Genomic DNA, 26,031 nt, shown 5'->3' with positions numbered 1-26,031 from the left:
AGTATTGTGGGCAATCAGGATATTTTTTTTACCGCCAGTCCGAGTGGATGAAACCCCATTCCGGGTGATCCACTCGTTCGTAGGTATGGGCGCCGAAGGCGTCCCGCTGGGCCTGGATCAGGTTTTGCGGCAACCGGTCGGTCCGGTAACTGTCGAAATAGTTGAGACAGGCGCTCATCACCGGAACCGGGATCCCGGCACCGCAGGCAAAACAGACCACTTTTCGCCAGGCAACCTGCAACCCTTGTAACTGAGCTCCCAATGCAGGATCGACCATCAGATTTATCGGTTTCGGGTGATTGGAAAAGGCGTTGCGGATGGGATCGAGCAGTCGCGCCCTGATAATACACCCTCCCTTCCAGATACGCGCTGTTTCGGCCAGATCGATCGACCACTGATAGCGTTCCGAAGCGCTTTGAATCAGATCCAATCCCTGGGCGTACGCAGTGATCCGAGAGGCGTATATGGCGCCGTGGAGATCCGCCAGCAAGGCTTCCTTTTCAGTTGTATCGCTGACTTCAGGCCCATGTAGCAGTGGGGATGCCGCCACGCGCTGGGCTTTCATTGCAGAGAGCAGCCTGGCATCCACTGCGGCAGCGATGCCAGGCACCGCTACACCCTGCTCGAGTGCGGCCTGTACCGTCCAACGGCCGGTCCCCTTCTGCCCTGCCTTATCCATCACCAGACTCACCAGGGGTGAGCCGCTATCCCGATCCACAACCTTCATCACCTGGGCGGTCAATTCCACAAGGAAAGATTCCATCGGGCCTTGATTCCAACTGTCGAACCGCTCGGCCATCTCAATCTCACTTAGGCCCAGACCTCGATGCATCAGGTCATAGACCTCAGCAAGCAGCTGCATATCCGCGTATTCGATCCCATTATGGACCATCTTGACGAAATGGCCGGCACCGTCCGGCCCCACATGAGTGACACAGGCACCCGCCTCGGTCTGGGCGGTGATCGCCTCAAACACCGCACGAACCTCCGCATAGGAGTCGCTGGAACCGCCCGGCATCATCGAGGGACCGTGGCGCGCCCCCTCCTCACCACCGGATATGCCGACACCGACGAAGTGAAGTCCTTTCTCGCGCAGATAGCTTTCCCGGCGCCGGGTATCCTCAAACCATGAGTTGCCGCCATCCATGATGATATCACCGGGCTCCAACAACGGGATCAACTGTTCGATCACCTGATCCACGGGGTCTCCCGCCTTGACCATCAGCAGGATCCTTCTTGGCCGCTCCAGCAGGTCTATAAACCGGGCCATCTCGGGATCCCCGCCAAACCCCTTACCACGATGCTCATCTAAAAACTCAGTGATTGCGGCGCTGCGGCGATTCCACACCGCAACCGGAAATCCCTTCTCTTCCATGTTAAGCGCCAGATTGCGTCCCATGACACCCAATCCGATCAGGCCGATATGAAAATGTTTGATTTCAGTCATGGTCTGTTCCTGTCAGTTAAGGCCTGTCGTCTACAGCCTCTAGAAACCCAGTCTTTGCTCTTCCGGCAACGCACGGGCCGCCTGGATGTCCATCAACCAATCCCCGTCCAATGCTATGGCTGCCGGCACGCTGCGATCGACCAACGCCCTGCGAACGGCATCCGCCTTCTCCTCACCCTGGACCATAACCAACAGATATCTGGCGCTTTGAATAACGGGTGGGGTAATCGTCAACCTTTGTAGCGGTGGCTTTGCGGCAATCGCAGGCATTACACGTCGCTTCTCTTCATCCAACGCGGCCGACCCGGGGAAGATCGATGCCGTGTGACCGTCATCACCGACTCCCAGGAGAAGGATGTCGACCCTCTCCGGTAATACCAGTTCGTACACTTCCGCCGCCTTGTCCGGATCCTCTTCGCCGCACATGCGATAGACATTCATACCATCGGGCCTGTCACCATCCGGAAACAAGCTGCGCATAACCGTGGTGTAATTGTTCTCCGATGTGTTCACCGGCACACAACGCTCATCGCCGAAATAGAGATCGATGCGCGACCAGGGTATATCCTTGCGCATCGCCAGGCGCCGGTAGATAGGCAGAGGGGTCGCCCCACCGGCCAGCATGAGGTGGCATCGCATGGATGACTCAAGCACCCGCTGGATTTTGTCACCTATCCACCGCTCAGCCTGAGCTGCAAACTCAACTGGATCGACAATGAATCTATCCATCAAATAATCTCCCGCCATTGCCGGCTATAGCGATCCATCAGTTTCTCCGCTTCCTCAGGGCCTTCGCTGCCCTCGGCATAGAATACCGGTTGACGTTTTACCGCGCTTTCCCAGTTATTCAGAATGGGGGTCACGAAACGCCAGGCGAACTCCACTTCATCCCGTCTGGCGAACAGTGTGGCATCCCCTTTCACCGCATCCAGCAGCAATCTTTCGTAGGCATCTTTGATGGGATGGGTGTAGGTCTCGGAATAACTGAAGTCCATCTCCACCGAACCCACCTCCATCTCACCACCCGGCCGCTTACTGGATATTTTAAGGGCCATGCCCTCATCCGGTTGGATACGGATGGTCAATACGTTCGGTTCAAGATCCTGACAGACATCATCGCGTCCGAACAGGCATAGCGGCACAGGGCGGAACACCACAGAGATTTCTGTCATTCGCTGCGCCAGATGCTTACCGACCCGAAGAAAGAATGGAACCCCCTGCCATCGCCAGTTATCGATATAGCATTTAATGGCAGCGTAGGTTGGCGTCCGCGACTGCGGATCCACGTTCTCCTCATCGCGGTAACCACGATATTGACCAAAGACCAGATGCTGCAAAACCTCCTGAGATGAGAATTGACGCAGTGAACGCAATACCTCGACCCGTTTATCCCGAATATCGTCAGCGGCGAAAGAGACCGGCGGTTCCATGGCGCAGAGGGAGAGGACCTGCAGCAGATGACTCTGTACCATATCCCTTATCACGCCAGTTTTATCATAGAATCTACCCCGGCCTTCCACGCCGATGGACTCGGCTGCAGTGATCTGGATGTGATCGATATACTTTCGGTTCCACAAGGGTTCGAATATGGTGTTTCCCAATCGGGCCACCAGAATATTCTGGACCGTCTCCTTACCCAAATAGTGGTCGATCCGGTAGACCTGATCCTCCTGCAACACTTCAGCGACGATCCGGTTCAGTTCGCTTGCCGATTCGAGATCCCGGCCATAGGGTTTTTCCATGATAACCCTCGTCCAGGGTGCAGCTGCACCTCCAGATTGCAGTAAACCGGCTTCACTCAGGCGATGCAGTATCACCGGTGCTGCGGAGGGGGGTGTGGCGAAATAGAATAGACGATTTCCTTCGCTGCCGATTACTTGTTCGATAGCTTCCAATGCCCCGCGCAGGGCAACATAACCTTCCGGGTCTTCAAAATTACCTTCCACATAGCTGATGCGCTTGCTGAATGCCTGCCAGACACCGTCATCAATGGGTTGAGATCGCGAGTAGGTCTTCAGGCCGTCAAAAAGGATGGCGCGATATTGTTCATCACTTTGAGGCCTGCGACTGTAGCCGATAACCGCAAAACGTTCATCCAGTGCCTGTTCGTGCACCAAATTATAGAGTGCAGGTATGAGCTTGCGTCGTGTCAAATCACCAGCAGCACCGAATATCACCAATACACATGGCTCTAATCGATCTGCCTGCAGAAACAGTTCATGCGCGTTAAAACGTTGATGTACCGGAATATCGGTGGACGTCATATTATCCGCCTTTGGGTTTCTGTTATTGTTTTGCTCTATCTTATAGCATGTTTAAATGCAAGACTTGCGTTAATAATGGATTCCTCTTTCCCGATGCATCGGCAATATCTCATAGTGCGGGGGGGCATTTCATCTTCCAATACTGCTGCCACGCATAAATATCAGGCATCCAGTCGTATCGGTTCTGACTTACGGCCCGACATTGGAAACCTGGGGAAATCGCGAAATATCCCGCATTTTTTATGAGTCTTAGTTTAGCTCGCCATTAAAAATATTCCCAAAACCGTTGTATAATTAATATACTTTCGAGAATAAAGATGAATGAAACGATTTTTATCACTTAACTATCTATATTATTTTTTGGTTGGTTTCCCATCTTTAATAAATCAGGCTATTGATCGAGCTATTCGACCCATTGGGCGTACAATCGGCGTGACCAACGCCATCGGACTTGCAGGGATAAACGCACCGTCAACGACCCTCAATCGTGGGGATGTCGCTTCATCTCACAATGCCTAAACACTTTTTGTATTTTTATAGTTCAGGTACAACACATTGCATCAAGATATTAAAATTGGCGTATTTGTCGACGCAGAAAATGTCAGATATAACGGCGGATACCAGCTGCGCTACGACATCCTGAGGATGTTCGCAGCGCGATATGGCGGATCCCTTCTCAGGCTCAATACCTACATAGCCTTCGACCAGGAACGCGCCAAGGAGGATCCCGAGTATCGTCGTCGTGCCATGACCTATCAGCAAATGGTCAGAGAGTACGGCTGGAAAGTCATTGTGAAGAATGTCCGCCGCTATACGGATGAAGAGGGTAACGTCACCACCAAAGCCAATGCAGATCTGGATATGGCCGTTGATGCCATGTTGCAATCGGAGAAACTCGACCTGTTGCTTCTCGTCACAGGTGACGGCGATTTTCTGCAGGTCGTGACCGCCCTGCAGGATCGCGGCTGTCGGGTTGAATTGCTCGGGTTCCGCAATGTTTCGCAGGAATTGCGCAGACTTGTAGACGATTACTATTCGGGTTTTCTGATCCCCGATCTGTTGCCGATCTCATATGAACCGCGCAATGATTGGGGAGAACCGGGTTCCTGTGTCCGAGGGGTCTGTGCGAAGTGGTTTCCGGAAAAGGGTTATGGCTTTTTACGTTTTCTCAAACGTATCGATCCTAATATGTGGATTATCGATCCCCGCCAGGATGGCTCTCCTTACGAGAGTGTCTTTTGCCACGCCAATGAACTGGCTGACGAAGTCACGGATGAAGTAATGTCAAATCGGGACTCCATACTCGAATTCTATATCCAAAAGAGTGATAAGGATGACGGCTACGTGGCCAATAATGTACGCCTGGTACCAAGCTATGGCGGCACGGGACTCTAGGTCCTGTTAACACCCATCCGGCTACAATCGTCCTACACTATAAATTATGTACAGGGACGTACCAGGCAACTGCCGTGAATTTATTCCTTAACTCGGATCGAGGATAATACGGTAACTTCCGGCTGTACCCGCAGCGCGGGTTATAGTGCCGCTGCGTAAAGGATATGTCCCGGTTTCGCGATCGGCGTAATAGAGCTTTAACGACTCCTTAATCACCGGAAAAGCCAGCTTTTCCCAAGGTATCTCCTGTTCATCGAATAACTTGACCTCCAGGCTCTCCTCCCCCGCCGCAACATCGAGATCGAGCAACCGGCTGCGAAACAACAGATATACCTGGTTGATATGTGGAAGATTGAATAGCGTATAGAGCCCCTCCACTTCCACCCGCGCACATGCCTCTTCCCAGGTTTCCCGGGCGGCGCCTTGTTGACTCGTCTCACCATTTTCCATGAACCCCGCCGGCACGGTCCACAAACCGTAGCGGGGCTCTATGGCGCGGCGACATAAGAGGATCTGTTGTTCCCACACGGGGATGCATCCGACCACGATCTTGGGATTTTGATAATGAACGGTACTACAGATAATACATACATGTCTTGGCCTGTTATCACCTTCGGGAACCCTGACTTCGACCTCAGCGCCGCAGTGGCTGCAATACTTCATTTCAAATCCTAAGGCCTGTTAACACTCATCCAATCGGCCCTGCCGGGACTTTTTTGTCCGGCAAGGCAGCGTGAGCGATGGGTAGTTATTCTGCATATGCGAACAATAGTGCCACTCGGCGTTGCTCGTCGTTCAGTTGGAATCACCAAACCTCTCTCCTCGCACCTTGATTGGCGCTTTTACAGGGGCAACTGAGCCAATTGGATGTGTGTTAACAGGCTCTCAGTCACTATTGTCACCGATTGATGAAAGTTGCGTCCAGAGTACTATCGTTCATGGGCTGTTAACAGGTTCCAGCCAGTAATTCCTGATATGATGTCTGACCTTTTAAACAAGGCTAAAGATCCTCATCAAAGTATAACGAGCGCTCAGAATCACATAATGCAGGAGTCAAGACAGAAAATGCCGGAACAGACCCCAGAGGCCAATCTCAATGAAGCGATCGCAGCCATTGACCTCGGTTCAAACAGCTTTCACCTGATTGTTGCGCGGGTCATCGATGGTCATCTGCAGATCATTGACAGAATGAAAGAGACGGTCCGGCTCGGTGAAGGGCTGACTGCAGACAAGCATCTCATGCCCCACGTTGCAGAGCGTGCCCTTGAGTGTTTACGAAGATATGCGCAGCGTCTACGTCCGTTGCCGGCTGAAAATATCCGTGTCGTCGGCACCAACACCATGCGCCAGATCCATCCTGATGACAACTTTCACGGTCTGGCCGAAAAGGCATTGCTGCATCCTATTGAAATTATCGCCGGACGAGAAGAAGCACGCTTGATCTATCTTGGTGTGGCGCATGGACTTGCCGCAGGCGATGAAACGCGGCTGGTGGTCGATATCGGCGGCGGCAGTACTGAGTTGATCACCGGTCAAGGTTATCAATCTCATGAGCGGGAAAGTCTGCATATGGGGTGTGTCAGTATAAGCCGCAGGTTCTTTGCCGACGGTAAGATAACGGCACAAGCCATGCGTGATGCGGAGCTTGCCTGCAGCTTGGAGATTCGTCCGGTGAGGTATGAATTCAGAGATGGAGATTGGACGCGGGCAATCGGCAGTTCGGGCAGTATCAAATCGATCGGTAATGTAGTCCTGCAACAGGGATGGAGTGAAACCGGGATTAATCTTGAATCACTGGAGCGTCTCAAACGAACATTGATTGAAGCCGGCAGCATCGACAAGCTCGACCTGAAGGGTTTGTCAGAAGAAAGAAAACCGGTATTTGCCGGAGGTCTGGCTGTGCTATCGGCTATATTCGATCAAATTGGCATCGGACATATGGAAGTCTCCTCCGAAGCCTTGCGCGAAGGCTTGATATACGACATGGTCGGGCGTAATCAACAGGAGGATGCCCGTGAGCGGACCCTTAAGACCCTGATGCGTCGATACGACGTGGATCAGGAACAGGTGGATCGGGTGGAGAATACCGCCCTGGCGCTCCTGGAACAGGCCAAAAGGCCCTGGAATCTGCTAGAACCGCGTCATAAAGCAATGCTCTCATGGTCAGCCAAGGTGCATGAGATGGGATTGACCGTATCCCACAGTCAATTTCAGAAACACGGCGCCTATCTGCTGGAAAAATCCGACCTTTCCGGCTTCTCCCTGCAGGAACAGAAGGTTCTCGCTGCCTTGGTCAGAGGACATCGACGGAAATTTCCAACAACCATATTCGAGGCACTACCCGAGGATGTCGTGAGCTGCACCAAACAGCTCTGCATTCTGTTACGACTTTCGGTACTGACCCATCGTGCAAGATCCGCTGCGGCAAAACCCGTGCCGCGACTGGAGGTGGAATATCACAAGATATCCCTGGTATTTCCCGAAGAGTGGATTGCACACCATCCATTGACTCGTAAGGAACTGGAACAGGAGGCGGACTATCTGAAATCGGCGGGTTATCTGCTCAGGTTTTCCTGAAGCAGGGGTTGTATTGCGCCGAGCAACTCCTCGACGCTGGATCCATGGGCCATCCTGCGTACCAGCTTGCCCTGACTATCGATGATATAGGTGTCTGCCGTGTGGTCGACGACATAGGGTTCGTCATCCTTTTTGTTCACGATACGGTATGCGCCGCCATAACGTTCGACGATATCGTCAATCATATGCTTACTGCCTGTCAGACCGAGTATTGAAGGATGGAAATACTCCACATACTCCCTCAGGCGTTGCGGGGTATCGCGTTCCGGATCGACACTCACAAACAACGGTTGTATCCGATCTCGATCAACATCATTCATTGCAGACAGGGCTGTACTCATCAGTGCAAGATTGGTCGGACAAATATCCGGACACCAGGTATAGCCGAAATAGAGCAGTACGACCCTGCCACGGTAGTCGCTCAGACTCACTGGACCGCGATACGAGGTTAAGGAAAAATCACCACCTGTCGGTTCCGGGGCAATCTTTGGTTCGATAATAACATGCTCTTCCTGAGCGACAGGACTCCAGAACAAAAGCAGCCATATGAGTACACCACCCGCCAACGCGATGGCTGTATAAAGTGCTGTTCTTTGCATTTCTAAAACTCTATCACCTGAATACTGTGGTCAAACTGCAACCCGTCCGTCACGGTGATCAAAAGCCTGTCAACAGGCCATGGCAGTTGGTGTATTGCCACTGACCATCAATCCAGCAACCGAATAGATCGACTTGGTTACCGGGTCAGTGGATAAGGGTGGCAATGATGCATGGTGTTTACAGGTCAATCATTGATATATGGCAAATCACTGGATTTGCCTCAGATACGTCGACCGAGTATTGTTACTCCGTTGCTTGCGGGGATTCTTCCCGCGATGCCCCAGACACCAGTTGTAAACTCTGATCCATCAATTGACTGTAATCTTGAAGCAGAGAGAGCAGTTGACTGTCTTCCTCATTGATTTCGATGTTCTGAAGCTCTTTTTCCTCCGACACACCATATTTCTTCATGATCCGTTGCGTTACATGCGACAGGCCCTGATCCAAGGTAGAGGCCTTGCGACGAAGATCATCCACCAGAAAGTGGGCCCTGATGGAGTTGACACGATTAGTTTCATGCATCGCGATCAAACGCTCGATATCGGTTTGCGCTTTTCCAATACTGCGTTCGATGTTGTGAATCTCCCTGACATCGAACTTCATATTCATGCGTACGCTTCTCAATTGTATGCGTAATTGCGGCGCCAGCTGCTGCATGGCCCTCAAGTGCTCAATCATACTCATGAGGGCAATCTCATCGAGAGGTTCGAAATCAGCCGCGCACACGGGTTTCGGCCAGCCACTGGCCAAAACCAGGCCGAAGACCAATAAAAAGCCACTCACTACAAACTTAGCCTTGTAAAAACAATTGCAATTCCACCTCATTCTTAGATCTCGATTGTCATATCTCAGCCAAATCCCCTTTCTTTTCCAGCCACTTTTTACGATCAGACGCCCTTTTCTTGGCAAGCATCATATCCATGATACGGTTTGTGTTGTCACCATGTTCTATCGTCAACTGTATCAGGCGCCGGGTATCCGGATGAATAGTCGTTTCCCGTAGCTGTAGAGGATTCATTTCACCCAGACCTTTAAATCGTTGCACATTGATTTTGCCACGTAATTTCTCCGCTTCAATGCGATCCAACACCCCCTGTTTTTCCGAGTCATCCAATGCATAGAAGACCTGTTTTCCCACATCGATCCTGTAAAGCGGCGGCATGGCTATGTAGACATGTCCCTGCTCCACAAGTTGCTTGAAATGACGCAGGAACAGGGCACACAAAAGAGTTGCAATATGCAGTCCATCTGAATCCGCATCGGCAAGAATGCAGATTTTACCGAATCTCAGTTTTGACAGGTCGCTGCTGCCGGGTTCAACACCGATGGCAACGGAAATGTCATGTACCTCCTGCGAGGCCAGCACATCACCATGCTCAACCTCCCAGGTGTTGAGGATCTTGCCCCGTAACGGCATGATCGCCTGAAACTCCCTATCCCTCGCCTGTTTTGCCGATCCACCGGCTGAATCACCCTCTACCAGAAACAGTTCGCTTCTTAGCGGATCCACCGAACTGCAATCCGCCAACTTCCCAGGCAACGCCGGTCCCTGAGTCACCTTTTTTCTGGCCACCTTGCGTCCGGCTCGCATTCGGCTCTGTGCAGATGAGATCGCCATCTCGGCAATCTGCTCGCCCATATCCGTGTGTTGATTCAGCCAAAGACTGAATGAGTCCTTGACCACCCCGGAGACGAAGGTGGCACACTCCCTTGAAGATAGACGCTCTTTGGTTTGTCCGGAAAATTGAGGGTCCTGTAATTTGACGGAGAGCACATAGCAGACCCGATTCCATACATCTTCTGGCGTCAGCTTGACCCCGCGGGGAATTAAATTCCTGAATTCGCAGAATTCTCTGACCGCGTCCGTAAGACCTGTGCGCAGACCGTTCACATGAGTTCCACCCTGGGAGGTAGGAATCAGATTGACATAGCTCTCGGTCACCAGTTCACCGCCTTCCGGCAACCAGAGCACAGCCCAAGTGGCGGTTTCGGTATTCCCTGACATCTCGCCCACAAATGCCTGTTGCGGGATTTTTGCCACGCCCTGCAAGGCATCCAGCAAGTAGTCTCTCAACCCATCCTGGTAGATCCATGCCTCCTTTTCACCGCTCTTCTCATCGAAAAATGAGACTTTCAGACCGGGACAGAGGACCGCTTTCGCCCTGAGAACATGGCGCAATTGACGCGTAGAGAAGCGAGAGGAGTCAAAATAGCCCGGATCCGGCCAGAAACGCACCCGGGTGCCGGTATTGTTACGGCCCACTTTACCGACGATCTCCAGGTCGGAGACCTTATGACCATCGGCGAAAGCCATATTATACTCCTTGCCGCCCCGTCGTACCCATACCTCCAGGTGCTTCGAGAGCGCATTGACGACAGATACGCCAACACCATGCAGACCGCCGGAGAAACGGTAACTTTTGTTGGAGAACTTGCCGCCGGCATGCAGTTTGGTCAGGATCACCTCGACTCCTGGCACTCCCTGCTGGGGGTGGATATCCACAGGCATGCCGCGACCGTCATCCACAACCTCCAGTGAATCGTCCTTATGCAGCGTGACGTCGATCGATTTGGCATAACCGGCAACCGCCTCGTCAACACTGTTGTCTATAACCTCCTGGGCAAGATGATTGGGCCGGGTGGTATCGGTGTACATCCCTGGTCGCTTTCGAACCGGTTGCAGACCGCTGAGGACTTCGATATCAGAAGCGTCGTAACTACCACTCATCTTTCTCTGTCGATCCTATGCTAATGGTTATCAACGGCGGGAGTTTACACATCTGGAAGAGTGCTGGCGAGTCTCATCTAGATCACCCCCCTCGTTCCGTAGCAGATCCAGTGTATCTCTATCATTGACCGGCGTATAAGGGGTAGGGTAGGTTACCTCTGATGCCCTGGCTTCCCGGGAAGCCTTCAATTAAAGCGATAAAAGAAAGTGCCAAGAAAACCGAAAACACCCACCTTCGAAGAGGCGATGAAAGAGCTGGAAAGCCTGATAGACACTCTTGAGCAGGGCGATTTGTCGCTCGAGGCGTCACTGAAATCATTTGAACGTGGGGTAGCACTGACCCGAATCTGCCAAGCATCACTGCAAGAGGCTGAACAGAAAATACGCATTCTCAACGGCGAGACACAAACACCCGAGCTGGAATCCTTCACCGATGACAATGAATGACGGCCTGAAGGCCTTCACCCTCAAATGCCAACAGCGTGTGGAGCAGGCCCTTGACCGAATTCTACCCCCCTCCACCACCCTGCCAACACGCCTGCATGAGGCCATGCGATACGCCACCCTGAACGGCGGCAAGCGAATCCGGCCCCTGCTGGTGTATGCAGCCGGTCAGGCACTGAATGTCTCCTGGGAAAGACTCGACACCCCTGCCACCGCTGTCGAACTGATCCACGCCTATTCCCTCGTTCATGACGATCTGCCTGCAATGGACGATGATGATTTGAGACGGAATCAACCAACCTGTCACCGCGCCTATGATGAGGCGACGGCAATCCTGGTGGGGGACGCCTTGCAATCCCTGGCCTTCAAATCCCTCTGTTGCGACCCGTGTATGCAGGCGGACGCCCGGATCAGGCTCTCAATGGTGGAAACCCTTGCGCGGGCCAGTGGTTCTCGCGGTATGGCAGGAGGACAGGCGATCGACCTGGAGGCTGTGGGGAGGGAACTCAACCTGGCAGAGTTGGAGAATCTGCACATACATAAAACCGGCGCATTGATCCGTGCTGCGGTACGCTTGGGTGCCTTGCTCGATCCTGACGCCGATAAGGCCCTCACCCATCATCTCGATCACTACGCCAAGTGTATTGGGCTGGCGTTTCAGATTCAGGACGATATCCTCGATATCGAAGGCGACACTGAAACTCTGGGAAAGACCCAAGGCAAGGATCTGGTCCAGGAAAAACCGACCTACCCCTCGCTACTCGGACTCGCCGGCGCCAAAGAGAAGGCACAAGAACTCATACATGAGGCATTACAGAGCCTGGATGCCTTCGATAATGAGGCAGATCCGCTACGTTGGCTAGGACACTATATTACAGCCAGAAAACACTGATTTTAAGACTATTAGCTTGATGTGGGAGCTCTTGCCTGAAGTGCAGCCAGTTCCAGCGAGCTGGAACCCTGCCTGACTTCGACAACATAAGGCTATTTGACGACAATTGAGTGCGCTGTCAATTGGGATTGCTAAGTAATTGTTTTATAAATGGTTAATAAGAACCATCGAGGCATTCATGTAAACACCGTCGGTTTGACTCTAGGTAAGGGTTTTAGAGATAATTGTATGTTCGACCCGGTTGATTCCAGGGGAATGATCACAATCCGGCCCTGAATCCGAGGATTCGGTTGCAAATACCTGATGTTCTATCAGTTGTCCCCGACCTGTGGTGACGATACCCTTGAATCAACACTTACCATACGCCTTCACCTGGTGGTGAGGCAGGAATAATGAACATGCTCGACAAGACACCGCTTAGCGGTTCTCAAATAGCCGATGTACAGAATTCGGCCGATATGCGCCAGATTGCCATCAACAAGGTGGGTATCAAAGACATTCGCCATCCTATGAGAATCAGGGACCGGAGTGAGGGCGAACAGCATACGATTGCCAACTTCAATATGTACGTTAACCTTCCGCACAACTTCAAGGGCACCCATATGTCCAGGTTCGTGGAGATCCTGAACAGCCATGAAACAGAGGTTACCGTCGAATCATTCAAGGATATGCTGGCCGAGATGACCGAAAGACTTGAAGCGGAATCGGGTCATATTGAGATGAATTTTCCCTTCTTCATCAATAAAACGGCACCAGTGTCTGGTGTAAAAAGCCTGCTCGACTACGATGTAACGCTGATCGGTGAAATCCATGGGGGTAAACCGGTCATTGATATCAAGGTTGTGGTTCCGGTTACCAGCCTCTGTCCCTGTTCGAAGAAGATCTCCGACCGTGGCGCCCACAACCAACGCTCTCATGTCACCGTGCAGGCAAGGACTGTCGGTTTTATCTGGATCGAAGAAATTATCGACATGGTGGAGGAACAGGCCTCCTGTGAACTCTTTGGCCTGCTGAAAAGACCTGATGAGAAATATGTCACCGAACACGCCTACGACAATCCGAAGTTCGTCGAAGATATTGTGCGGGATATCGCGGTGCAATTGAATCGTGAACAGCGTATCAGCGCCTACACTGTTGAGTCGGAGAATTTTGAATCCATCCACAACCACTCCGCCTACGCCCTGATCGAACGGGACAAGACATCCGATCCGGTGTAATCCCGATCAGCCGCTCACCCATACATGTATGTCAGAAACGCTTTTCCAATAGCAACACGGTCCCCTGGTCCTCCATTTTGACCCGGTTGAGAAAACTCATACCCAATAGCACCCGTGCGGGACCATTGTTATCGATGATGAACCCTCTGACATTATTGAGGGTGATATCACCGACCTGAACCCTATCGAGCGTGACATCGTACGCAGCTGCGCTGCCACTGGCCGTATTGACTAAAATACGTTTTCCTTTCAGTTTGTAGGCTATACCCAGGCGCTTGGCTTGGTTGGCATGCATGGCGACGGCCGTAGCGCCGGTATCGATGAGAAAATTGACCGTCCTGCCATTGATCGTACCCACTGTGGTATAGGCGCCTGCTTGATTTCGCCATACCTTGGCCGTCATCACTTCGGGTTTGGTAAAGCGGGTGGTGATATGCCCGCCGAGGGGATATGTTCGACGTTCTCCATCCACCTCCAGTACCGCCTCCTTGCTGCTTGCTGAGATGAGCCGCACACCCTCGGGAGAGGGCTTGTCGAGTTTCAGCAGCCTTCTGACGCCGTCAATCGTCACCATCGCCTTATCGGTGAACAGCGCTTCCACGACTACCCGGTCAACCGCAAAGGCCTGGCCATGGTAGATAGTGGCCAGAAACAGCAACATGAAACAGCCTTTTCTCATGAGAACCATCCTGTCAGATTAAGCAGAAAAACAGCGCCTGCTGTATAGAGTCCGGCCAACAGATCGTCAAGCATGATACCCAATCCGCCCTCCACCCTATGGTCAATCCAGATAATAGGCCAGGGTTTGAGGATATCAAACAGGCGAAAAAGCATAAAACCGATCACAATCCATAGCCAACCGGATGGGGCGAATGTCATCCCGACCAGGTAGCCAACGATTTCATCCCATACGATACCACTATGATCATGCACCCCCAGGTCTTCAGAAGTGCGTTGACAGATCCACAGACCGGCAAGAAATGCCAACAACACGAAGAGTATGTAGAGTGACAATGACAACGGCTGCAACAGCAGGTAGAGCGGCACCCCAACCAGGGTGCCGTATGTGCCGGGCGCCTTGGGTAGAAGTCCACTGCCGAAGCCGAAAGCAAGCAGATGCACCGGCTTGCTCATGTCAGGGGACGCCTTCTCTTCATTCATCGATCGGAGCCATCCCCGGGAGTGGAACTGAACCCATACTCAATTATCTCCATCTGATCTCGAAAAATGCTCGTAACCGGTACACTCAGGTGACCATATAGACCCATCCGGCACGAGACAACGCAAATCCGACTGCGCATCAATCACACCGATACGCGTCATGGTTACACCGATTCGCCGGGAGATCGACGCCACCTGATCCCGGTGTACAGGTGGCAGAGTAAAACAGAGCTCATAGTCGTCACCACCCGCGATGATGAGCGACCAATCATTTGACTCCTGGAGAGAGGCGGTGACCGAGGGCGACAAGGGTATCCTATCGAGGTCCACTCTGGCGCCAACCCCGCTCGATTGCAAAATATGGCCGAGATCCGCCGCCAGTCCGTCTGAGATATCGATTGCACTGCTGGCGAAACCGCGCAGGGCGATACCGGCCTCGACCCTGGGGATTGGCCGGTCGAGATGCCCCAGAAGCTGCGGCATGGCTTGCCGATCGTCCCCATCACGCTTACAGACCAGCGCCAATGCGGCATCGCCAAGGGTACCTGTGACATAGATATCATCCCCCACTTGGGCACCGCTGCGGGTCAACCCCTCACCCATGGGCAAAAGACCCTGAACCTGTACGGTGATACTCAATGGCCCCGAAGTGGTATCCCCCCCCACAAGCTGGAGATCATAGTGTGCCGCCAGTTCGCTAAATCCGCGGCAGAATTCGCTGATCCACAAGCCATCGACCCCGGGCAGCGTCAACGCCAGGGTCGCCCACGCCGGCTCGGCCCCCATCGCCGCCAGGTCACTCAGATTGACCGCCAGCACCTTGTGGCCAAGATCCGACGGCGAAATGTCGGGAAAAAAGTGCACACCGGCAACCAGGGTATCCACGCTCACGGCCAGCTCCATTCCCTGTGGTACCCGCAGCAGTGCGGCATCATCACCAATGCCCAATACCACGTCCTCGCGTTGTGACGTCATGCCGGCGAAATAGTCGTTGATAAGGTCGAATTCAGAGATGTCGCTACGCTTACTCATTGGATGGCCGGCTATTGTCTCCAGTAAATTGCCAGTGTAACTTTCAGGGTGTTGAAGAAAAAGAGCACCATTCTCCTCGGGAGAGATATCTGTTCATCTACCTGGAATTGGGTGCGATGGTGGGCATCTACTTCAAGACGCGCAGACTCCCGGTTCAATTTCTCATCTACATCGCAATTACCGCTCTCACACGTATGCTGACCATCGATATCAAGGGGATGCCTGACAAGACGATACTGACCGTTACCGGTGCGATATTGATGTTGACCCTCGCCATCCTGATCCTGCGTTATACCAATACCAAGCTGAAAGAAGATAACGAGTAATACCGTTGGAGTTGTCCAAAACAGATATGCGGTATGGATATAAGGATGAAGAATGACGATGGTACTGCTATCGGGTAATCCTAGCTTCGCCCCGCATTGACCTCAACGGAACGTACCTTTCTAGCCACCTGATCGAGCACGCCATTGACGAACTTATGGCCCTGCTCCGCGCCAAACACCTTGGCCAGCTCCACTGCCTCATTGATTACCACACGATAGGGAATTTCCGGCTTGTGGCTCAATTCATAGGCACCTAATCGCAGAATCGCACGTTCGACTGGATCCACGCTCTCGATGGCCCGGTCCAAGGTGGGCTTGAGCAATTCATCCAATTCCACCAGGTGGCCCGGCACGCCCTTCATCAAATCCTGGAAGTAGGGAATCTCAAAACTGTTGAGATCCTGTTCCTCGAGAAACTGATTGATGATATCAGGGATATCCTGACCGGCTATCTGCCACTGATAGATAGCCTGTACCGCATGCTTGCGCGCTTGGTTGCGTTTTTCACTCATCAACCAATCTGACGCAAGAGGTTAACCATTTCAATGGCAGACAGGGTTGCCTCTGCTCCCTTGTTCCCTGCCTTGGTGCCGGCGCGCTCGATAGCCTGCTCAATAGTGTCCACGGTCAATACACCGAAAGCGATTGGAACTCCATGTTTCAGCGTAACCTGCGCCATGCCTTTCACGCACTCACCGGCGACGTAGTCGAAATGCGGTGTGCCCCCGCGTATCACAGCACCCAATGCGATAATGGCGTCATACTCGCCTTTCGCCGCCAATTTCTCCAATGCCAACGGCATCTCGAATGCGCCCGGCACCCGTACCAGGGTTATATCGTCTTCACTGGCGCCATGTCGCTTCAGGGTATCCACGGCCCCATCCAGCAGACTTTCTACAATGAAGCTGTTGAAACGCGCCACCACCAGACAGAAGCGTGCATTCTCGACAGTCATTGCCCCTTCGATTGTCTTTATACTCATCTATCACTACCCTGAAGTTGAAACTGATGTTTACCGTTCGCCTCTAAACTATAGCCGGAGTCCATTCATTACAACGTATAATTTTACGATCCTGGCGTCTCACCGCCCTGTTTCTCGATATATTGTGCCGATTGGCCGCTGCCGCCGATCGCATTCGCAACAGGCGATCTACTGTTCACCCGCCACGTACTCGGTAACCTCCATATCGAATCCGGAGAGGGCATGGATGCTCTTGGGCGCACTGAGCACCCGCATTTTTCTTACCCCGAGATCGAACAGTATCTGTGCCCCGACACCATAGGTTCGCAACTCCTTGCTGTTGTCTCGCTTGATAAACTTTTTCTGCGAGTTGTCGAAAGCCTGCATGTCGATCATTCTCTGCACGATCTCCCTGGCCGTATCGTGATTCCTCAGCACCACGATGACACCCTCATCCTCCTTGCCGATCATACTCATGGCATTTCGCAACGGCCACCCGCATTCACTGAATTTAGCTTCGAAGAGATCACAAAGACTGTTCTGCATGTGGACCCTGACCAGCGTCGGCCGGTCGGCGGCGGGATGCCCCCTGACGAGCGCCAGATGGAGTTCGTTATCCACCATATCCTGGTAGGCTACCAGCCGAAAATTGCCAAATTGCGTGGGAAAATTACACTCACTCACCCGTTCGATAGTGGTCTCGTTTCTTATTCTGTAGTGAATCAGATCGGCAATGGTCCCAATCTTCAGACCAAAGTCTGCAGCGAATTTCTCCAGATCGGGACGACGGGCCATGGTTCCGTCCTCATTGAGGATCTCAACGATAACCGAAGCCGGCGAATGACCCGCGAGACGCGACAAATCACAGCCCGCCTCTGTGTGACCGGCACGCACCAGTACGCCACCGGGTTGCGCCATCAGAGGAAAGATATGTCCCGGCTGGACGAGATCCTGCGGTTTTGCATCTTGGGCCACGGCTGCTCGGATGGTAGTGGAGCGGTCCGCTGCGGAAATCCCTGTAGTGACCCCATCCGCCGCCTCAATGGACACCGTGAAGTTAGTGGCAGAAAGTTCATCATCGGTAGTGACCATCAGTGGCAGCCGCAGCTGGCTGCACCGCTCCTTGGTGAGAGTCAGACAGATCAAACCACGCCCATAACGGGCCATGAAATTGATGGCGTCCGCTGTCACGCACTCAGCCGCCATCACCAAATCGCCCTCGTTTTCACGATCCTCATCGTCCATGATGATGACCATCTTCCCCTGCCTCAGGTCGTCAATGATCTCTTCTGTGGTGTTAAGCGCCATGTACTACCCATGAAATTGTGTTCAAAGTTAACCGCTTATTGTAACAGAGCAATCTGATCAGGGCATCTGAAATTCATCCACCAGGTTCCTGTGCATTCATTCCAGGTGGCAGGATCAGTTGCCGGTCGACTCCTCCCATGTGATCTATTTGTGATGATTTCGTGACCGGAAATGGAAGTTAGAGGTACAGACTCTCATACACAGTAAAAATACCACCCCGATCTCAAAGAGGAGAAGATCATGAAAAAAACCCTGACCGCCATAGCCGCATCTGTCGGCTTGCTTATCTCTGCAAACACCTTGGCAGACGAAAGAAAAATCAGTATTGAGGTCACGAATCTGACAAACGCCGTCTACTTCACGCCACTGCTGGTAGCCGCCCACAACCGCAATACCCACCTGTTTGAGATCAGCGCACCAGCCTCCGCCAATCTGCAGGCGATGGCGGAGGGTGGCAACATCGATGGTCTGATAGGCGATCTGGAAGCAGCCGGTGGCGAGTATATCGCCAATCCGGCGTCAGGCCTGTTGGCGCCGGGCGCCAGTGCCGAGGCGGTCATCGACAGGCCAAGGAAGAGAAACCGATACCTCTCGATCGTGGGTATGCTTCTACCCACCAATGACGGCTTCGTCGGCCTTGATGGGTTGAGAATCCCCAAGAAAAAAGGGACTTACACCTACTACTTGCACGGCTATGATGCCGGTACCGAAGCGAATGACGAAATCATTACCGGTGGTGGCGCTCCGGGTACACCGGGAATACCGGCCGATCCCGGTGGTAATGCAGGGAGTGGGGGCGTTGCCTCAGTGGGAGCGGATCACAATCAGACAGTCCATCTGCATCGGGGCGTGATCGGCGATGACGATCCATCGGGCGGCATAAGCGACCTCGACGCCAGAGTGCATACCTGGCAGGGTCCCGTGGCCCGTTTGGTGCTGCGCATCAATAAGGACGACTAAAACGGCAGCCTAATTTCGCATAAAGCCGTACTTTTTAAGCAGTGTCTCGGTCACTCCCGAGACACTGCGTTTTGTCTCCTCTCCACCCAATACCAGGCGCTCCAGGTAACGGGCAACCAGATCGACTTCAAGATTGACTTCGCTGCCTACCCGGTAGTTTTCCATAATGGTCTGTCTCAGCGTATGGGGAACGATGTTCAAATCAAAACCGGAGCCCGCCACGCCGTTCACTGTCAGGCTTACACCATCGACGCAGATCGATCCTTTATGGGCAATATAGCGCGCCAGGCCTGCCGGCGCTTCTATCCTGAAACGTATCGAGCGGGCGTCATCCCGCCGTTCCACCACACGCCCCACACCATCCACATGACCACTCACCAGATGCCCCCCCAGGGGGGTACTCAGGGTCAACGCCTTTTCCAGGTTCACCGGACTCCCGGGTTGCAGTTTCTCAAGCGTGGTGAGTGAGAGTGTCTCCCGTGAAACATCGGCGCTGAAGCCCTCTTGCGAAAAATCGATCACTGTCAGGCAGATACCGTTGGTGGCGATGCTGTCACCCAATGTCACATCGCTCATATCGAGCTGACAGCCATTGACTGTCAAGCGCAGATCACCCTGTCTGGTCTCAATGCCGGCAATCGTGCCGACTGCCTGGATGATACCGGTAAACATGCTCAGCCCCCAGTTTCACTAAGTCTTGCGGTAATACGAATATCGGTTCCAACCTGACGTAAATCCGTCACCTGCAATGCGATTCGATCGGCCATTCGCGCAATACCGGGGAGAAGGAAGAGGCCTCGTCCCTTGTTTCCCATCAGATGCGGTGCCTGATAGATTATCAACTCATCCACCAGACCCTGTTCCAGCATTGCGCCGGCCAGGGTCGCCCCCGACTCCAACAGAACCTCATTGATCTCCTGTTCTCCCAGAAAGCGTATTACCTGGTGTAGATCGAGTCGCTGTTTGTCTCCCGGCAGCCGCACAATTTGCGCGCCGGCAGCCTCCAGTGCGGCGCCATGGACCGGTTGCTCTTCACTGCAGATAATCAGCGTGGGTCCCGGCAAACCGAGCATTTTAGCGTCCCCCGGTGTAGCAAGTTCAGGATCCAGCACAACCCGAACCGGGTGTGGAATCGGAACACCTTCCTCGAGACCCAGCTCCATCGCGGACAAGCGAACATTCATAGAGGGATCATCGGCCAGCAGGGTCCCTACGCCCGTGAGTATGGCTGCACTCTGGGCGCGCAACCTTTGCACATCCACCCGGGCTGCGGGTGAGGTTATCCATTGGCTCTCACCATCAGCCATAGCTGTGCGGCCATCCAGACTCATAGCCATTTTGCACCGTATATAGGGCAGCCCATGGATCATGCGCTTGATAAACCCCGGGTTGAGTGCCTCCACCTGTGACCGCATCACTCCCTCAGTGACCTGGATGCCGGCTTGACGCAACAGTTCCAGGCCTTGCCCCGCTACCAAGGGATTCGGATCAGGCATCCCCACCACGACACGTTTCACACCCGACTCAATAAGGGCCTCAGTGCACGGGGGTGTCCTGCCTTGATGGCAGCATGGCTCCAGGGTTACATAGGCTGTCGCCCCACTGGCGGCTACACCTGCCTTTGCCAGGGCATTACGCTCGGCATGGGGTTCCCCGGCACGCCGGTGGTAACCTTCGGCAATGACCTCACCCTCTTTGACGATCAGACAGCCGACACGGGGATTTGGGTGAGTGCTGTACCAACCCAGCCTGGCAAGTTGAATGGCCCGCGCCATAAAGCGTTGGTCGAGGGCACTGTTCAACGCTTCTTTTCCTCGTCACGCAACAGTTCAAGCTGTCGCCGATGCTCTTCAGGACTCGGTTGTTGCTCCAGCTTTTCGATCTCTTCGCGAAAGGCATTCACGTCTTCAAATTTACGATATACGGAAGCGAACCTGACATAGGCAACCTGATCCAACCGCTTCAACTCATCCATAACCAGTTCGCCAATCGCCAGCGAAGCGACCTCCCGCTCACCACCTGCCATCAATTTTCGGGTAATGTGGTTGATTGCCGTATCCAGGTGCTCGGCGCTCACTGGCCTCTTTTCCAGTGCGCGAGCCATTCCCGCACGAAGCTTGCGACCGTCGAAATGGACCCGACTGCCATCCTGTTTTACCACCCAGGGAAGATTGAGTTCTGCCGTCTCGTAGGTAGTGAAGCGCTCCTTGCAGACCGTGCACTCGCGACGCCTGCGAATCTGATCACCCTCTCCTGCAAGTCGGGAGTCGATAACTTTTGTATCCTGGGCCCCACAGAATGGACAACGCATCTTTATAAATTTTGAATTTTAAATTTTGAGTTTTGAAATTTAATGCTCACTCTGCACGCACCTACATCGCTTAATAACCGTGTGAAGCATGCACATTGCATTCAGTACTCAAAAATCATCATTAATCCTTATAAACAGGATATTTGGCACAGATTGCGAGAACCTTTGCCCTGATTTCATCGATAACCGCCTGATCACCCCGACTATCGATCACATCACACATCCAACCCGTCAATTCCACGCAATCCTTTTCGCTGAAACCACGGGTTGTAACCGCAGGTGTGCCGACCCTTATCCCCGATGTCACAAATGGCGACTGAGGATCATTGGGTACCGCATTCTTGTTCACAGTGATATTCGCCGCACCCAGCCAGGCATCAACATCTTTACCGGTCAGGCCTGCCTCGATGAAACTGACGAGGAAGAGATGATCATCCGTTCCCTTGGAGACCACATCATATCCCCGTTCCATGAAGACCTTGGCCATGGCACGCGCATTCTCGATGACATCCCGTTGATAGGCCTTGAATTCAGGTTCCATCGCCTCCTTGAAGGCCACAGCCTTGGCCGCGATAACATGCATTAACGGGCCACCCTGTGTGCCTGGAAAGACCAGAGAATTCAGCTTCTTTTCGATTTCCGGATTTGCCTTGGCCAGGATCAAGCCGCCACGTGGTCCACGCAGGGTCTTATGTGTGGTGGTCGTGGTGACATCCGCAATCTGTACAGGATTGGGGTAATGTCCGGCGGCTATCAGGCCGGCAACGTGGGCCATATCGACAAACAGATAGGCACCCACTTCATCGGCAATATCGCGAAATCGTTGCCAATCGACAACCCTTGAATAGGCTGAAAAACCGGCCACGATCATTTTCGGTTTATGCTCTCTGGCCAGGCGCTCAACTTCGTCGTAGTCGATTTCACCACTATCGGGATTCAATCCATATTGGATTGCATGATATATTTTTCCGGAGAAGTTGGGCTTGGCGCCATGGGTCAGATGACCACCATGCGCCAGACTCATGCCGAGTATGGTATCCCCAGGCTCACACAATGCCATATAGACCGCTGCATTGGCCTGGGAACCGGAATGGGGCTGCACATTGGCATAGTCCGCACTGAACAGTGCCTTGGCACGATCGATGGCCAGCTGCTCGGCAACATCGACATTTTCACAACCGCCATAATAGCGCTTCCGCGGATATCCCTCCGCATATTTGTTGGTCATCACTCCACCCTGGGCCTGCATGACCCTTGGGCTGGTGTAGTTTTCTGATGCTATGAGTTCAATATGCTCTTCCTGACGCCGCTCCTCCGCCTCTATGGCTGCCCAAAGTTCGTCGTCATAACCCTGAATCTGCATGCTTTTTTTGAACATCTCGTTCTCTCCGGCCATAGTGGAAGGGCGGAAATATATCAAAATATCGGATCTGAGTCCTGTGCTATTGAGAGCGGCCTGATCGATCAAAGCATCCCTATGGGAGGGATTTACGTACCATTGCCGAGAAGCGAGAGAAGACCCGATTGTTTGACCAGCATAATGATGTCTTCCCTCATTCCCATGACATGGATGAGTACGATACCGACGAACAGCAGAAACAGCAGAATAACGACGGATACGAAACCACCGATTTCAAGCCGCCGCTTCATCCTCACATCATCCGTCATTATTCTCGTTACCTGTCCCAGAACAGGAAACTCCAACTCCGCTCTGAGTGTGCGCATATCAAAATAGACGGGCTTTATTGTCGACAGCAGGAATGCCAGGCCTCCACCAATACCCAATGCACCCAACAGGACCAGGGCGGACAACAGCAGTCGTTTTGGACCAATGGGGAGTATGGGGACCTTGGGCGGCTCAACAATTCTGAATTTTAGATTGTCGCCGGCCTCGTCAGCCTGTTCCGACATCCTCGCCGATTCGAGCCTTTGCACCAATTCCTGGTAGTTCTCTTTATTGATGGAGTAGTCACGGTTCAGCCGGGTCAACTCCGCTTCAACTTTAGGCAGGGTATCCAGTTTCTTTTTGAGTTCACTGACTCGGGCTTGATACTCATCATGACGCAGCCGTATCGTCCTCAATTCGACCTCTGATTGGCGATAGGAGAGTTTCAACTGCTCTAACGCCGTCGACACGGAACTCGGTGCAGTAAGGGAACTCGCCGCCACGGGGGGTGCCGCAGCCGCCTGCTGTTTCAAATCCTCGATGGTTTCCTTCAACTCCTGAACATCCGGATGCTCTTCCGTATACCGCAGAAGCAGTTCATCCAGGCGTGTCTGCATCGCGAGCAAACGCTGTGCCGTCGGCGAATCGGCATTTGCGGATACACCAAGACTGGCCCTCCTCTGCTCCTCTTCCGCAAGCGTTGTCGTGTATTGCCGCTTAAGCTCGTCACGTCGAATCCGGGCCTCTTTGAGTTGCAGCTGAATTTCCTCAAGTCCCGTCCTGGCCTCTTCAAGTCGTTGGAATATACCAGCCCCTTCCCGGGGCAAGGTATCGACATTCTTGCGTTTGAATTCGGTCAGCTTGTTTTCGGCCTCGACAAGTCTGGTTTCATATTCCCGTATCTGCTGTTGCAGAAACTTTTGCGCGGCATCCGACTCGATACGGGTATCGCCCAATGCGCTCTCGACAAAGATGTCAAGCAATACCTGTACCACTTTTTGCGCCATGAAACGGTCACTATAGATATACCTGATGGTATAGAAATTCTCCGTTTCACGTGTACCTGGAATACGTCGTCGATCGACATCGATTACGATGGTTTTCCTTAGCCAGCCTATAAGTTGTTCGCGCTCTTCATGGTTTGTAGCGAGGTGATCCAAGTCCGTTTGGAGTATCAGCTTTTGTAGATTCTCATGACTCAGCAGGGTTCTGGTCATCAGGTGCAGACGTTGATTCATGTCGTTTTGCACCGCCAGACCCTCGAGAAGCGGCCGCAGCACGCTCTCGGTATCCACATACACCTTTGCTTCGGATTCATATTTATCAGGCAGTATGAATATTACCGCCCAGCCAACCAAAGCAACTGCCCATGCAACCGCAACCGCCGGCCATCTAAATCGCCATGCCGACCGAATATAATTCTTTATCTGTAAAATAATATCGTTCATTTACCTGAGTTGAATATGCAATGATTAACAGCGCTTCCACTCGATTCCATAGCCAAGCCTGATTTTGTTTTTTATTCCCTGATGAATCACCGTCCCTGGAAACTTCATCCTTATCCATCCGTTCAGTCTATATAGTCCAACACAGCTAATCCAGCATTAGATACCATCCAATTCATCGGTGTGGCAACCTGCTGATTTCACTTCTTTCCAACCCGCTTTGTCGGAATTATCCCGATACACAATCCATCGATGGGAGGGAATTCCGACATATACCCTAATTTAGAGTACAACACACTCCGCTTGGATGGCTTGATTGGATATGCATCCGGCATCAAGCCCACGCCTGACGGACCCTCCCCGTCAGCCAGGTGAGTCCGCCTGCCAATCTATTGAATTTTTATTTAAAATCAATAGATTGAATATAAAAGTACATCGATGACAACACTATTTCGGGGGGTTATTACCCACATTTAAGCTATATTATGCTACGAGAGGCATGACAGGCGCATATAGAGCCATGGCCTCTCATGCCTGATACATCTGACAGACAAATCGGCAGTAATCACCCAATAGACAACACGGCATCGAGAAAGGTCAGACATCATGAATGGCAACTTGAAGTGTGTTGATGGTTTGTACTACCCGGAGTTCCATGCCGGCTGGGGTGGTTGTGCCGAAGAGTTGTTTCACTATACATCAAGGTATTTTGTCTGTACTCAGGCTTTTCTAAGGAACCTCGCGGATCAACGCCAATTCAATATGTCCGGTTACCAGGCCAACAATCTGAGCAAAACGCAACGACACCTGATGGCTGCGATACTTGCATGCGAACCAAACCTGCAATCCGCCCGAGGCATTACCCAGATAGTCCGATCTGTAATCAACGGTGAGACCGACATCAGTGAAGCCCTTGCTGATACCTATAGGGAATATCTGAATGTGATACCGGAGGATGTGGAACTCGTCTATTCTTGCCGGGCTCATCATCACAACCAACCGGATGTCGCCCCCCTCGATCCCTTCCTGAATCTCGCCGGTCGCTTGAATCTGCCGGTAGCGGTACACCCACATCATCTTGAGGTACCGTTGAAGGCACTGGCGCAGCACCTCGACTCACCCAACTCCTCCCTGCGTAACAGCCTCCAGGAGGCGATTCTAAATCTCCATTTCGCCGGTTATGCACTCAAGAATCATCCAGGATTGACCCACAAGTCCGCACGTATATTGGGAGATGAACACTCTCTCTGAAAACCGGTTTGGTTCACACCCCGATCGGGTAGCGAAACAGAGGCCG

The 26,031-nt window shown here is 52.7% G+C and carries 27 protein-coding genes; 8 read left to right on the top strand and 19 right to left on the bottom strand.

Features of this window, described 5'->3' with window-relative positions:
- Positions 1–28 precede the first annotated feature (28 nt).
- Genes gndA through zwf form a run of 3 tightly spaced genes read right to left on the bottom strand, consistent with a single transcriptional unit; the run spans position 29 to position 3,711 of the window.
- A complete protein-coding gene (gndA, locus tag AB8516_RS20640; protein ID WP_369163067.1) occupies positions 29–1,447 on the bottom strand; it encodes an NADP-dependent phosphogluconate dehydrogenase in 1,419 nt (472 codons plus the stop codon).
- Positions 1,448–1,486: 39 nt separating this feature from the next.
- On the bottom strand, positions 1,487–2,176 hold the full coding sequence (gene pgl, locus AB8516_RS20635; protein WP_369163066.1) for a 6-phosphogluconolactonase: 690 nt from the start codon (positions 2,174–2,176) through the stop codon (positions 1,487–1,489).
- Positions 2,176–3,711 (bottom strand): glucose-6-phosphate dehydrogenase, encoded by a 1,536-nt coding sequence (gene zwf, locus AB8516_RS20630; protein WP_369163064.1) that lies wholly within the window; start codon positions 3,709–3,711, stop codon positions 2,176–2,178. Before zwf ends, pgl begins: the two co-directional genes overlap by 1 nt.
- A gap of 555 nt (positions 3,712–4,266) precedes the next feature.
- On the opposite strand from zwf, the gene AB8516_RS20625 reads away from it, so the two are divergent.
- Complete coding sequence (locus AB8516_RS20625; RefSeq protein ID WP_108290881.1) at positions 4,267–5,106, top strand: NYN domain-containing protein; 840 nt, start codon at positions 4,267–4,269, stop codon at positions 5,104–5,106.
- 87 nt (positions 5,107–5,193) lie between these two features.
- Here the strand turns inward: AB8516_RS20625 and AB8516_RS20620 are convergent, their stop codons facing one another.
- A complete protein-coding gene (locus AB8516_RS20620; protein ID WP_369163063.1) occupies positions 5,194–5,769 on the bottom strand; it encodes an NUDIX hydrolase in 576 nt (191 codons plus the stop codon).
- 402 nt (positions 5,770–6,171) lie between these two features.
- Between AB8516_RS20620 and ppx the strand changes: the two genes are divergently transcribed.
- Complete coding sequence (gene ppx / locus AB8516_RS20615) at positions 6,172–7,683, top strand: exopolyphosphatase (protein ID WP_369163062.1); 1,512 nt, start codon at positions 6,172–6,174, stop codon at positions 7,681–7,683.
- On the opposite strand, the gene AB8516_RS20610 is transcribed toward ppx, so the two are convergent.
- The 3 genes from AB8516_RS20610 to parE form a co-directional block, all read right to left on the bottom strand.
- Positions 7,662–8,282: an SCO family protein gene (locus AB8516_RS20610; RefSeq protein WP_108340700.1), complete on the bottom strand. Its 621-nt coding sequence runs from the start codon at positions 8,280–8,282 to the stop codon at positions 7,662–7,664. The two genes, ppx and AB8516_RS20610, sit on opposite strands and share 22 nt — an antisense overlap.
- A 244-nt stretch (positions 8,283–8,526) precedes the next feature.
- A complete protein-coding gene (locus tag AB8516_RS20605) occupies positions 8,527–9,066 on the bottom strand; it encodes a hypothetical protein (protein WP_369163061.1) in 540 nt (179 codons plus the stop codon).
- A 58-nt stretch (positions 9,067–9,124) separates the two neighbouring features.
- Complete coding sequence (parE, locus tag AB8516_RS20600) at positions 9,125–11,011, bottom strand: DNA topoisomerase IV subunit B (protein ID WP_369163060.1); 1,887 nt, start codon at positions 11,009–11,011, stop codon at positions 9,125–9,127.
- Positions 11,012–11,218: 207 nt separating this feature from the next.
- Between parE and AB8516_RS20595 the strand changes: the two genes are divergently transcribed.
- The 3 genes from AB8516_RS20595 (at position 11,219) to folE2 (ending at position 13,564) form a co-directional block, all read left to right on the top strand.
- The gene (locus AB8516_RS20595; RefSeq protein ID WP_369163059.1) at positions 11,219–11,458 is read left to right on the top strand and encodes an exodeoxyribonuclease VII small subunit; all 240 of its coding nucleotides are present in this window, start codon (positions 11,219–11,221) and stop codon (positions 11,456–11,458) included.
- Complete coding sequence (gene ispA / locus AB8516_RS20590; protein WP_369163057.1) at positions 11,445–12,347, top strand: (2E,6E)-farnesyl diphosphate synthase; 903 nt, start codon at positions 11,445–11,447, stop codon at positions 12,345–12,347. The genes AB8516_RS20595 and ispA overlap by 14 nt, the downstream gene beginning before the upstream one ends.
- Before the next feature lie 398 nt (positions 12,348–12,745).
- The gene (gene folE2 / locus AB8516_RS20585; protein ID WP_108291009.1) at positions 12,746–13,564 is read left to right on the top strand and encodes a GTP cyclohydrolase FolE2; all 819 of its coding nucleotides are present in this window, start codon (positions 12,746–12,748) and stop codon (positions 13,562–13,564) included.
- Between the two features lie 31 nt (positions 13,565–13,595).
- Here folE2 and AB8516_RS20580 read toward each other — a convergent pair whose 3' ends face one another.
- Genes AB8516_RS20580 through thiL form a run of 3 tightly spaced genes read right to left on the bottom strand, consistent with a single transcriptional unit; the run spans position 13,596 to position 15,757 of the window.
- Positions 13,596–14,243, bottom strand: coding sequence for a TIGR02281 family clan AA aspartic protease (locus AB8516_RS20580; RefSeq protein WP_369163055.1), 648 nt, complete (start codon positions 14,241–14,243; stop codon positions 13,596–13,598).
- Complete coding sequence (locus tag AB8516_RS20575) at positions 14,240–14,725, bottom strand: phosphatidylglycerophosphatase A (protein WP_108290897.1); 486 nt, start codon at positions 14,723–14,725, stop codon at positions 14,240–14,242. The genes AB8516_RS20580 and AB8516_RS20575 overlap by 4 nt, the downstream gene beginning before the upstream one ends.
- Positions 14,726–14,764: 39 nt before the next feature.
- The gene (gene thiL, locus AB8516_RS20570) at positions 14,765–15,757 is read right to left on the bottom strand and encodes a thiamine-phosphate kinase (RefSeq protein ID WP_369163053.1); all 993 of its coding nucleotides are present in this window, start codon (positions 15,755–15,757) and stop codon (positions 14,765–14,767) included.
- A 14-nt stretch (positions 15,758–15,771) separates the two neighbouring features.
- On the opposite strand from thiL, the gene AB8516_RS20565 reads away from it, so the two are divergent.
- On the top strand, positions 15,772–16,083 hold the full coding sequence (locus AB8516_RS20565) for a phosphate-starvation-inducible protein PsiE (RefSeq protein ID WP_369163052.1): 312 nt from the start codon (positions 15,772–15,774) through the stop codon (positions 16,081–16,083).
- Positions 16,084–16,163: 80 nt separating this feature from the next.
- Here AB8516_RS20565 and nusB read toward each other — a convergent pair whose 3' ends face one another.
- The 3 genes from nusB to ribBA all read right to left on the bottom strand — a co-directional run bounded on the left by nusB (position 16,164) and on the right by ribBA (position 18,352).
- The gene (nusB, locus tag AB8516_RS20560) at positions 16,164–16,595 is read right to left on the bottom strand and encodes a transcription antitermination factor NusB (RefSeq protein WP_369163051.1); all 432 of its coding nucleotides are present in this window, start codon (positions 16,593–16,595) and stop codon (positions 16,164–16,166) included.
- The gene (gene ribE, locus AB8516_RS20555) at positions 16,595–17,065 is read right to left on the bottom strand and encodes a 6,7-dimethyl-8-ribityllumazine synthase (RefSeq protein ID WP_369163049.1); all 471 of its coding nucleotides are present in this window, start codon (positions 17,063–17,065) and stop codon (positions 16,595–16,597) included. The genes nusB and ribE overlap by 1 nt, the downstream gene beginning before the upstream one ends.
- 168 nt (positions 17,066–17,233) lie before the next feature.
- Positions 17,234–18,352, bottom strand: coding sequence for a bifunctional 3,4-dihydroxy-2-butanone-4-phosphate synthase/GTP cyclohydrolase II (ribBA, locus tag AB8516_RS20550; RefSeq protein ID WP_369163047.1), 1,119 nt, complete (start codon positions 18,350–18,352; stop codon positions 17,234–17,236).
- Between the two features lie 240 nt (positions 18,353–18,592).
- Between ribBA and AB8516_RS20545 the strand changes: the two genes are divergently transcribed.
- Complete coding sequence (locus AB8516_RS20545; RefSeq protein ID WP_369163045.1) at positions 18,593–19,312, top strand: spondin domain-containing protein; 720 nt, start codon at positions 18,593–18,595, stop codon at positions 19,310–19,312.
- A 9-nt stretch (positions 19,313–19,321) separates the two neighbouring features.
- Here the strand turns inward: AB8516_RS20545 and AB8516_RS20540 are convergent, their stop codons facing one another.
- The 6 genes from AB8516_RS20540 to AB8516_RS20515 all read right to left on the bottom strand — a co-directional run bounded on the left by AB8516_RS20540 (position 19,322) and on the right by AB8516_RS20515 (position 24,855).
- On the bottom strand, positions 19,322–19,984 hold the full coding sequence (locus tag AB8516_RS20540; RefSeq protein ID WP_369163044.1) for a riboflavin synthase: 663 nt from the start codon (positions 19,982–19,984) through the stop codon (positions 19,322–19,324).
- Between the two features lie 2 nt (positions 19,985–19,986).
- A complete protein-coding gene (gene ribD, locus AB8516_RS20535; protein ID WP_369163341.1) occupies positions 19,987–21,087 on the bottom strand; it encodes a bifunctional diaminohydroxyphosphoribosylaminopyrimidine deaminase/5-amino-6-(5-phosphoribosylamino)uracil reductase RibD in 1,101 nt (366 codons plus the stop codon).
- A 23-nt stretch (positions 21,088–21,110) separates the two neighbouring features.
- A complete protein-coding gene (gene nrdR / locus AB8516_RS20530; RefSeq protein WP_069121562.1) occupies positions 21,111–21,623 on the bottom strand; it encodes a transcriptional regulator NrdR in 513 nt (170 codons plus the stop codon).
- A 121-nt stretch (positions 21,624–21,744) separates the two neighbouring features.
- Entirely contained in the window at positions 21,745–23,001 is a 1,257-nt protein-coding gene (gene glyA, locus AB8516_RS20525; protein WP_369163042.1) for a serine hydroxymethyltransferase, read from the bottom strand.
- A gap of 110 nt (positions 23,002–23,111) precedes the next feature.
- On the bottom strand, positions 23,112–24,737 hold the full coding sequence (locus AB8516_RS20520; RefSeq protein WP_369163040.1) for an XrtA system polysaccharide chain length determinant: 1,626 nt from the start codon (positions 24,735–24,737) through the stop codon (positions 23,112–23,114).
- Positions 24,682–24,855: a hypothetical protein gene (locus AB8516_RS20515; RefSeq protein WP_369163353.1), complete on the bottom strand. Its 174-nt coding sequence runs from the start codon at positions 24,853–24,855 to the stop codon at positions 24,682–24,684. Before AB8516_RS20515 ends, AB8516_RS20520 begins: the two co-directional genes overlap by 56 nt.
- 485 nt (positions 24,856–25,340) lie before the next feature.
- Here AB8516_RS20515 and AB8516_RS20510 point away from each other — a divergent pair, with 485 nt between their 5' ends.
- Positions 25,341–25,985, top strand: a complete 645-nt coding sequence (locus tag AB8516_RS20510) for an endonuclease (RefSeq protein WP_369163038.1) — start codon at positions 25,341–25,343, stop codon at positions 25,983–25,985.
- Positions 25,986–26,031 lie beyond the last annotated feature (46 nt).

The sequence above is a fragment of the Candidatus Thiodiazotropha sp. LNASS1 genome (assembly GCF_964212655.1).
Lineage (GTDB): Bacteria > Pseudomonadota > Gammaproteobacteria > Chromatiales > Chromatiaceae > Thiodiazotropha.
This window is presented reverse-complemented; position numbering and strand designations above follow the sequence as displayed.

Excerpts from the sequence above, each read along its gene's own strand:
- nusB (WP_369163051.1), bottom strand. The coding sequence starts at position 16,595 with ATGAGTGAAAAACGCAACCAAGCGCGCAAGCATGCGGTACAGGCTATC.
- AB8516_RS20510 (WP_369163038.1), top strand. The coding sequence starts at position 25,341 with ATGAATGGCAACTTGAAGTGTGTTGATGGTTTGTACTACCCGGAGTTC.
- glyA (WP_369163042.1), bottom strand. The coding sequence starts at position 23,001 with ATGTTCAAAAAAAGCATGCAGATTCAGGGTTATGACGACGAACTTTGG.
- pgl (WP_369163066.1), bottom strand. The coding sequence starts at position 2,176 with ATGGATAGATTCATTGTCGATCCAGTTGAGTTTGCAGCTCAGGCTGAG.
- ribBA (WP_369163047.1), bottom strand. The coding sequence starts at position 18,352 with ATGGCGCTTAACACCACAGAAGAGATCATTGACGACCTGAGGCAGGGG.
- AB8516_RS20580 (WP_369163055.1), bottom strand. The coding sequence starts at position 14,243 with ATGAGAAAAGGCTGTTTCATGTTGCTGTTTCTGGCCACTATCTACCAT.
- gndA (WP_369163067.1), bottom strand. The coding sequence starts at position 1,447 with ATGACTGAAATCAAACATTTTCATATCGGCCTGATCGGATTGGGTGTC.
- AB8516_RS20610 (WP_108340700.1), bottom strand. The coding sequence starts at position 8,282 with ATGCAAAGAACAGCACTTTATACAGCCATCGCGTTGGCGGGTGGTGTA.
- AB8516_RS20545 (WP_369163045.1), top strand. The coding sequence starts at position 18,593 with ATGAAAAAAACCCTGACCGCCATAGCCGCATCTGTCGGCTTGCTTATC.
- folE2 (WP_108291009.1), top strand. The coding sequence starts at position 12,746 with ATGCTCGACAAGACACCGCTTAGCGGTTCTCAAATAGCCGATGTACAG.
- AB8516_RS20620 (WP_369163063.1), bottom strand. The coding sequence starts at position 5,769 with ATGAAGTATTGCAGCCACTGCGGCGCTGAGGTCGAAGTCAGGGTTCCC.
- thiL (WP_369163053.1), bottom strand. The coding sequence starts at position 15,757 with ATGAGTAAGCGTAGCGACATCTCTGAATTCGACCTTATCAACGACTAT.
- AB8516_RS20575 (WP_108290897.1), bottom strand. The coding sequence starts at position 14,725 with ATGAATGAAGAGAAGGCGTCCCCTGACATGAGCAAGCCGGTGCATCTG.
- AB8516_RS20520 (WP_369163040.1), bottom strand. The coding sequence starts at position 24,737 with ATGAACGATATTATTTTACAGATAAAGAATTATATTCGGTCGGCATGG.
- AB8516_RS20540 (WP_369163044.1), bottom strand. The coding sequence starts at position 19,984 with ATGTTTACCGGTATCATCCAGGCAGTCGGCACGATTGCCGGCATTGAG.
- parE (WP_369163060.1), bottom strand. The coding sequence starts at position 11,011 with ATGAGTGGTAGTTACGACGCTTCTGATATCGAAGTCCTCAGCGGTCTG.
- nrdR (WP_069121562.1), bottom strand. The coding sequence starts at position 21,623 with ATGCGTTGTCCATTCTGTGGGGCCCAGGATACAAAAGTTATCGACTCC.
- ribE (WP_369163049.1), bottom strand. The coding sequence starts at position 17,065 with ATGAGTATAAAGACAATCGAAGGGGCAATGACTGTCGAGAATGCACGC.
- ppx (WP_369163062.1), top strand. The coding sequence starts at position 6,172 with ATGCCGGAACAGACCCCAGAGGCCAATCTCAATGAAGCGATCGCAGCC.
- ribD (WP_369163341.1), bottom strand. The coding sequence starts at position 21,087 with ATGGCGCGGGCCATTCAACTTGCCAGGCTGGGTTGGTACAGCACTCAC.
- zwf (WP_369163064.1), bottom strand. The coding sequence starts at position 3,711 with ATGACGTCCACCGATATTCCGGTACATCAACGTTTTAACGCGCATGAA.
- ispA (WP_369163057.1), top strand. The coding sequence starts at position 11,445 with ATGACAATGAATGACGGCCTGAAGGCCTTCACCCTCAAATGCCAACAG.
- AB8516_RS20515 (WP_369163353.1), bottom strand. The coding sequence starts at position 24,855 with ATGGATAAGGATGAAGTTTCCAGGGACGGTGATTCATCAGGGAATAAA.